5 protein-coding genes are annotated in these 6,455 nt (G+C 45.8%); 3 read left to right on the top strand and 2 right to left on the bottom strand.

All coding sequences use genetic code 11. The annotated features are described in order from the left end of the window. A partial coding sequence (locus QUB35_RS32705) for a hypothetical protein (protein ID WP_333146167.1) occupies positions 1–282 on the top strand: 282 nt, incomplete at its 5' end. A gap of 309 nt (positions 283–591) precedes the next feature. Then, a complete protein-coding gene (locus QUB35_RS32700) occupies positions 592–2,064 on the top strand; it encodes an MBOAT family protein (protein WP_333146165.1) in 1,473 nt (490 codons plus the stop codon). A 399-nt stretch (positions 2,065–2,463) separates the two neighbouring features. Here the strand turns inward: QUB35_RS32700 and QUB35_RS32695 are convergent, their stop codons facing one another. Continuing rightward, positions 2,464–3,288, bottom strand: a complete 825-nt coding sequence (locus QUB35_RS32695) for a sulfurtransferase (protein WP_333146163.1) — start codon at positions 3,286–3,288, stop codon at positions 2,464–2,466. 26 nt (positions 3,289–3,314) lie between these two features. Next, on the bottom strand, positions 3,315–4,268 hold the full coding sequence (locus QUB35_RS32690; protein WP_333146161.1) for a hypothetical protein: 954 nt from the start codon (positions 4,266–4,268) through the stop codon (positions 3,315–3,317). 628 nt (positions 4,269–4,896) lie between these two features. On the opposite strand from QUB35_RS32690, the gene glmU reads away from it, so the two are divergent. Further along, entirely contained in the window at positions 4,897–6,285 is a 1,389-nt protein-coding gene (gene glmU / locus QUB35_RS32685; RefSeq protein WP_333146159.1) for a bifunctional UDP-N-acetylglucosamine diphosphorylase/glucosamine-1-phosphate N-acetyltransferase GlmU, read from the top strand. Positions 6,286–6,455: the final 170 nt, after the last annotated feature.

Genomic DNA, 6,455 nt, shown 5'->3' with positions numbered 1-6,455 from the left:
AGGAAAGAAGAAGAAGGAAGGAGCCAGAAGAAGGAAGGAGCCAGAAGAAGTATTTTTACAAATATGAGATGCTCCCGGCTGCTCTTTGAGCAACCGCAAGCAATTTTTATCGACATTATCATAGCGTATCTGACCGAATTTGAGGTTTTGGAAGGGTTTAAATGCGATCGAACTACTTGTCAAATACCTGCTATCGTGATGAAAAATATTATTGCGATGCGAAGGGAAACGATATCAGGAATTGTAGCTGTTGAGAACAGAAGTCCGATGCTGCGAACCTAATTATATTTTTTTCACCGAATTTTATATGGTTCGTAAGAGAGTTAATTTATACACGACAAGATTTATTGAATTTGCAACAGCATTTAACCTTTGTGCTGTAAAATGTAGCAGTTCTCAGTTGCCGACTATATAGTAGGGACTTACCGAGGGCCTGTTTTCGTGTCGGCGAGCGGCTAAAATCCATGATAAATCTCGTTCTTAGCAAAGTCTCGATTAATAAAAATAATGCAACAGTAGGCCAGTAATCCAAACCCATACCAAATAAGCCATTCCCAATTCTAAAATCTAAAATCTAAAATCTAAAATGGTATGACTTTCATCTCCCTTCAATATGCGCTGTTTCTGTTAGTTTTGTTCGCGGCTTACTGGTCGGTTCCGCTGCGGTGGTGGCGGCTGTTCATCATGTTGGCGGGTAGTTTGATTTTTTATGCTTCGCTGCAAATTTGGTACATTCCTCTGCTGTTAGTCGGTGCTTTGTTTAATTACTGCTTGGCGATGGCGATTGGGGAACCTCTGGATTGGCGGATTGCTAATGAATCTTGGAACCGCCGCCGTTTGTTGCTGCTGTGGATAGGCATTTGTCTGAATGTGTTGCTGCTTCTGGGCTTTAAGTATGTGCCTTTTTTATTGAGTTCGATCGGCACTTTGTTAAATTGGCCTGTAGCTATCGACGGGGCTGACTGGGTGAAAAGTCACGTCATTGCACCCCTGGGATTGAGTTTCTTTTGCTTTGAGTGCATTGCTTATTTGATTGACGTGTACCGAGGCGCGCCTGCTGCTACTTCGCTGCTGCACTTTGCTGCTTACAAGTTGTTTTTTCCCAAACTGATTTCCGGCCCGATTACTCGGTATCACAACTTGATCTATCAACTGAAAACCCAGCAATTTCCGACGCCCGATCGCATTTCTGAGGGACTTTGGACGATCGCCTTTGGTGCAGTAAAAAAAGGTCTTTTCGCAGATAACTTGGGAATTTATGTCGATTTAAGCTTTACCAACTTGCAGCGGGCGGGTAGCGAGGATTTGTGGCTGGCGATTTTGGCTTACGGGCTGCAACTTTATCTCGATTTTAGTGGCTATGTTGACATGGCGCGCGGTACTGCTTTGCTGCTGGGTTGGTACTTGCCACCAAATTTTGATTTTCCTTATTTTAGTGCCAGCATAGCTGATTTTTGGCGACGCTGGCACATGACTTTAGGCGATTGGCTACGCAATTATTTGTATTTTCCTTTGGGCGGTTCGCGAGTCGGTTTGTGGCGCACTTGTCTGAATTTGTCGATCGTGATGTTAATTGCGGGAATTTGGCACGGGGCAGCTTGGGGATTTATTGTGTGGGGGGGTTTACACGGTTTAGCTTTGGCGGTTCACAGGCTGACTGATGTGCTGTTTAAGCGGTTGCGGATTGAGTTTTTGTGGGAAAATCCGATCGGTATTGCGATCGGTTGGCTGTGGACTCAGGCGATGGTTTTTGGTAGTTGGATATTTTTCCGACTTCCCGATTTAAAGGATTCTGGATGGGCGATTTCGCATTTGTGGGGACACACTGCTGATGTGCAGTTTGCTGAGAAAGTTTATGTAGAAGCTTTGGGTTTAGATAGAGTGAGTTTAGCTTGGATGTTGGCTGCTTTGGCTGTGGCGATGCTGGGGAATTATGCGTTGAGTCGGGGTTTGAAATTGGAGTTAAATTGGCCGATGAAATTGGTGTTAGTGCCGCTTTGTTTGTATGCGGTTTGGCTGTTGGCTCCCGAAGGCGGTTTGCCTTATATTTATTTTGATTTTTAGGGTATTGTTTAATTCGCCTTCTGAACAGGCTTTCCGGCCTGTTCCACAAAGAGTAGATTTTCTTGTGGAACAGGCCGGAAAGCCTGTTCTTGACAAGGGTGCAAGATGTCAGTGGAAGTGATTACCCGCTACCTATTAGTGTCAACTTAAGCTTTTAGTCCGCCAGTCCTCCCGCTCACCCAACAGTCCGCCAGGGAATGAATTCCCTGTCTCATAGCTAAAGTCCTCTCAAAGAGGACTGAAGAACTCATTAGTCCTCATAGCGAGGAATTTCGCTTTGATATCATTTCCGGTTACACCGGCATGATGTTGACGGTTGACGGTTGACGGTTGACGCCGTGAACAGTCAACAGTCAACAGTCAACAGTCAACACTCAACAATCATCTCGCTCCTGCAGGCTACAACTGATAAGAACACCAGTCACTCCAGCTACCGACATAAAGTTTAGCATCGGGAATTCCGGCGATTTCTAAAGACAGTAAATTAACGCAAGCTGTCACCCCGGAACCGCAATAAACGATGATTTCTTCCGCTTTTTCTAATTCCGTCCACCGGTGTTTTTGTTCCGAGGCCGATCGCACTTTTCCTGTTTCATCCGTCACCCCTTGCCACGGATAGTTAACCGCACCCGGAATGTGACCTGCAATGGGGTCGATCGGCTCCCGCAAACCTTCATATCTCTCACTTTCTCGCGAATCAACCAAAACCTTTCCCGGCAAGTCTTTACGCTCTTTTACCGCCTCAATATCTACCGCCAAATCCGGCTGCAAGTGAGCAACAAATTTACCCTCGCGGGGGTCGGGCAAAGTATTTGTTACCGGATAGCCCGCCGCTTTCCATGCGCTGAAACCGCCGTCTAACAAAGCGACTTTGCTGTGTCCCATATATCGCAGCAGCCACCACAAGCGAGCAGCAAAAGCCAGTCGCGAATCGTCATAGGCGACGACTAAAGTTTCTGGTGAATTAATGCCGATCGCGCTCAATTTATCAGCTAATTCTTCAATATTTGGCAGCGGATGTCTACCGCCGTGTTTGCCCACTGAACTCGCGAGATCGCGGTTTAAATCTAAGTAGAAAGCTCCAGGAATGTGACTTTCTTGATATTGTTTTTGTCCCAATTCAGGGTCGCCAAGGGAAAAACGACAGTCAATGATTACAACTTGCGGATTGTCGGTATTGGTGGCTAACCATTCAGGAGAAACGATTAAAGTGTTGTCAGTCATAATTTTTCACATCAATATTTGAACATTTATCGGGAAGGAGCTTTTTTCTCTGGTTCTGCTTTATCGGTACGAGATTTTTTAGGAGTTGCTTTCTCCGAAGCTCTTTTTTCAGAATTTGATTTTTTAGGAGTTGCTTTTTCCGAAGGTGATTTTTCGGCGGGCGCGGGAGTTGGAGTTGGCTGAGGGGGAGTTACTGCTGCTTCTTGAGCGTAAAGCAGATATTTCTGATACTCGATTACTTTTGATTGAGCGAGTTGATAGTTGGGGCTAGACACTGGTACTCTTCTCATTAATGAGACCGCTTCTTGCCAACGATCGATAACTGTCGTCCAGTCTTGCTTGGTTTTTGCCGATCGCCCTAACTCTGCTGCTGTGAGTGCGCTGTTAACGGCTTCTCGAAAAGTATCTGGTGCAGTTGCTAAATCTGCTGTTCCATCGGGATTATTCCCAGCAGTTGCTGCTGGCTGGTTCAAAATTTTACCGACAAACGCCACCACGGCGATCGCCAACATACCCGTTACTAGCCCGACTACAATGAAAGTCGATCGCAGCCGGTTCTCAAAAGCAGCAAGTTCCGGCGGTTTTTCTTCCTCAATATTGCTCTCCATCTCTGTGCGATCGTCCATATTAGCAACAGCAGTATTTGGTACAGCTTCTCCTGCAAAACTTTGTTGTTCAAAAGTGCTGTTCTCCAAACTAAACTCTTGACTCCAAGCAGCAGCAATCTGACCGCTTTCTCGGCCATCCACCTTCACTTTGCGAATCGAATCCGGCTGCAAATTCGTCAGCTCGGTGCGAACAAAATCAACTAATGTATCTTCTTTCGGTACTTGCTCGGCCTCAAGAATTACATCCAAACAATCGCCGTCGAGATTTGCCGAGGCTGTGATGCCTTCAGATTGCAACTGGCTGTCAAGCCAAGATGCGATCGCCTGCGGATTTCCCTGCTTGGCAAGTTCCTGAAAATTAAGCTCTGTCATAGCTGGACACCTGATAATGCAGAAGGTAGAAGGTAGAAGGAAGTTCGGTAACGGATTACGTAACAGATGTAACGGATGGAAGAAGTCAGAAGGCTTTAGTTATTTAGCAGAGAAGTCAGAAGCAATATGATAGCTCATGTTTCAGCAATTAAGAACGTCTTAACCTTCGGGCGCGGTTGCTATAGAAGGCAGAATTAATGAAAAAGTCAGAAATAGTTTTTTTAAAGTTGAAAACACCCTAACTGAAATTCAACAAATAGTATAATGTATCGTGGCAAATCCCAGCCCAAAGATGCAAATTCTCACTCTCGCTCCCCCTCCCAGCCCTTGGGAAAAGACTCGCATTCCTTACCCCCAAACGAACTCAGGTTTGTAGTGAGGCATGCAAGTCGTCTTGCTCAGCCGCCAAATACTGTTGCTGCAACCAGGTTTTTGATACCGGGCGCGCCAGTCCAGATATTGCCAGCATCGCCCCTACAACCAGCATCCGCCTGGAAAAATCCTCGATCGCGCGGATGTGAGATTTGAGATTAAAAAATTGTGCGATCGCAGTGCCATCGGCCGACAGCGAGTGATATCATCAGTTAGTCAATATTCAAGTTTTTATAGCAAATAACTCGATCGCACAATGGTAGCAATAGCAATTTTAGCTGCTGGACGCGGCACGCGCATGAAATCTGACTTGCCTAAAGTTCTACACGAATTGGGCGGTCGATCGCTAGTTGAGCGAGTCCTCCAAAGTTGTCAAGAAATTCAAATTACCAGGCGACTTGTCATCGTCGGTTATCGAGGCGAACTCGTTAAAGAATCCCTGATTCGAGGTCAAGAAATATCAGGGAAAAATCTTCAATCTCCTCCCCTAGAATTTGTCGAACAAACCGAACAATTGGGAACAGGTCATGCCATCCAACAATTGCTGCCTCACTTAGAGGGATTTCAAGGAGACTTGCTGGTCTTAAATGGGGATGTACCTTTGCTGAGGGCAGAAACTATCAAACAATTGATGGCCATTCACAAACAGCACCAAAACTCTGCTACTTTATTGACAGCTAATTTGCCGAATCCCCAAGGATACGGTCGAGTATTTACCGACAGTCAAAACTTAGTCCAGCAAATTGTCGAAGACCGCGACTGCACACAAGCTCAAAAGCAAAATCACCGAATTAATGCAGGTGTTTACTGCTTTCACTGGCCGGATTTAGAGAAAATTTTGCCAGAATTGAAGGCAGACAATGACCAAAAAGAATATTACCTAACTGATACGGTAAATTTCCTCAGTCCGGTGATGGCGGTGGATGTGGAAGATTATCAAGAAATATTGGGAATTAACGATCGCAAACATTTAGCTACAGCTTGCGATATTTTGCAAACGCGGATAAAGGACAAGTGGATGACGGCGGGAGTGACGCTGCTCGATCCCAACAGCATCACCATTGACGATACCGTAGAGTTGCAGCCGGATGTGGTAATTGAACCGCAAACTCACTTGCGGGGAAATACTTCGATCGCCTCTGGTAGTCGCATCGGCCCCGGCAGTTTGATCGAAAACAGTCAGATTGGGGAAAATGTGACTGTGCTTTATTCGGTGGTTTCTGACAGTATGGTTGCTGAAAATTCGCGAGTTGGCCCTTACGCACACTTGCGGGGACACGCAGAAATTGGGGCGAACTGTCGCGTCGGCAATTTTGTAGAATTGAAAAATACTCAAATAGGCGATCGAACTAATGTCGCTCACTTGTCTTATTTAGGCGACGCGACTTTGGGAGAAAAAGTCAACATCGGTGCTGGGACAATTACGGCGAATTATGACGGAAAAAACAAGCACCAAACTCAAATAGGCGATGGGAGTAAAACTGGTTCTAACAGCGTGCTGGTTGCACCGATAACTTTGGGCGAAGATGTTACTGTAGCGGCGGGTTCTGTGGTGACAGAAGATGTGCCGAATGATTGTTTAGTAATTGCCCGTTCCCGGCAAGTTGTCAAACCAGGTTGGAAGTTGAAAGAACCTACAAAGTGAACGATTGTTCACTTTTTAGATGATGAGTTTCCACCCAATCGCGAGTTTCGCACTGGATACCAAAGAAACCGGGTTTTTATACTGGAAGCGATCGCACTCTAGAAGAGATTTTGGTGAAAAACCCGGTTTCTGCGTAAGTCCGCAACCTTGAGAAATCGGGTCGATCGCGA

The organism is Microcoleus sp. B13-B6 (assembly GCF_036705405.1).
In the GTDB taxonomy this organism is placed as follows: domain Bacteria; phylum Cyanobacteriota; class Cyanobacteriia; order Cyanobacteriales; family Microcoleaceae; genus Microcoleus.
This window is presented reverse-complemented; position numbering and strand designations above follow the sequence as displayed.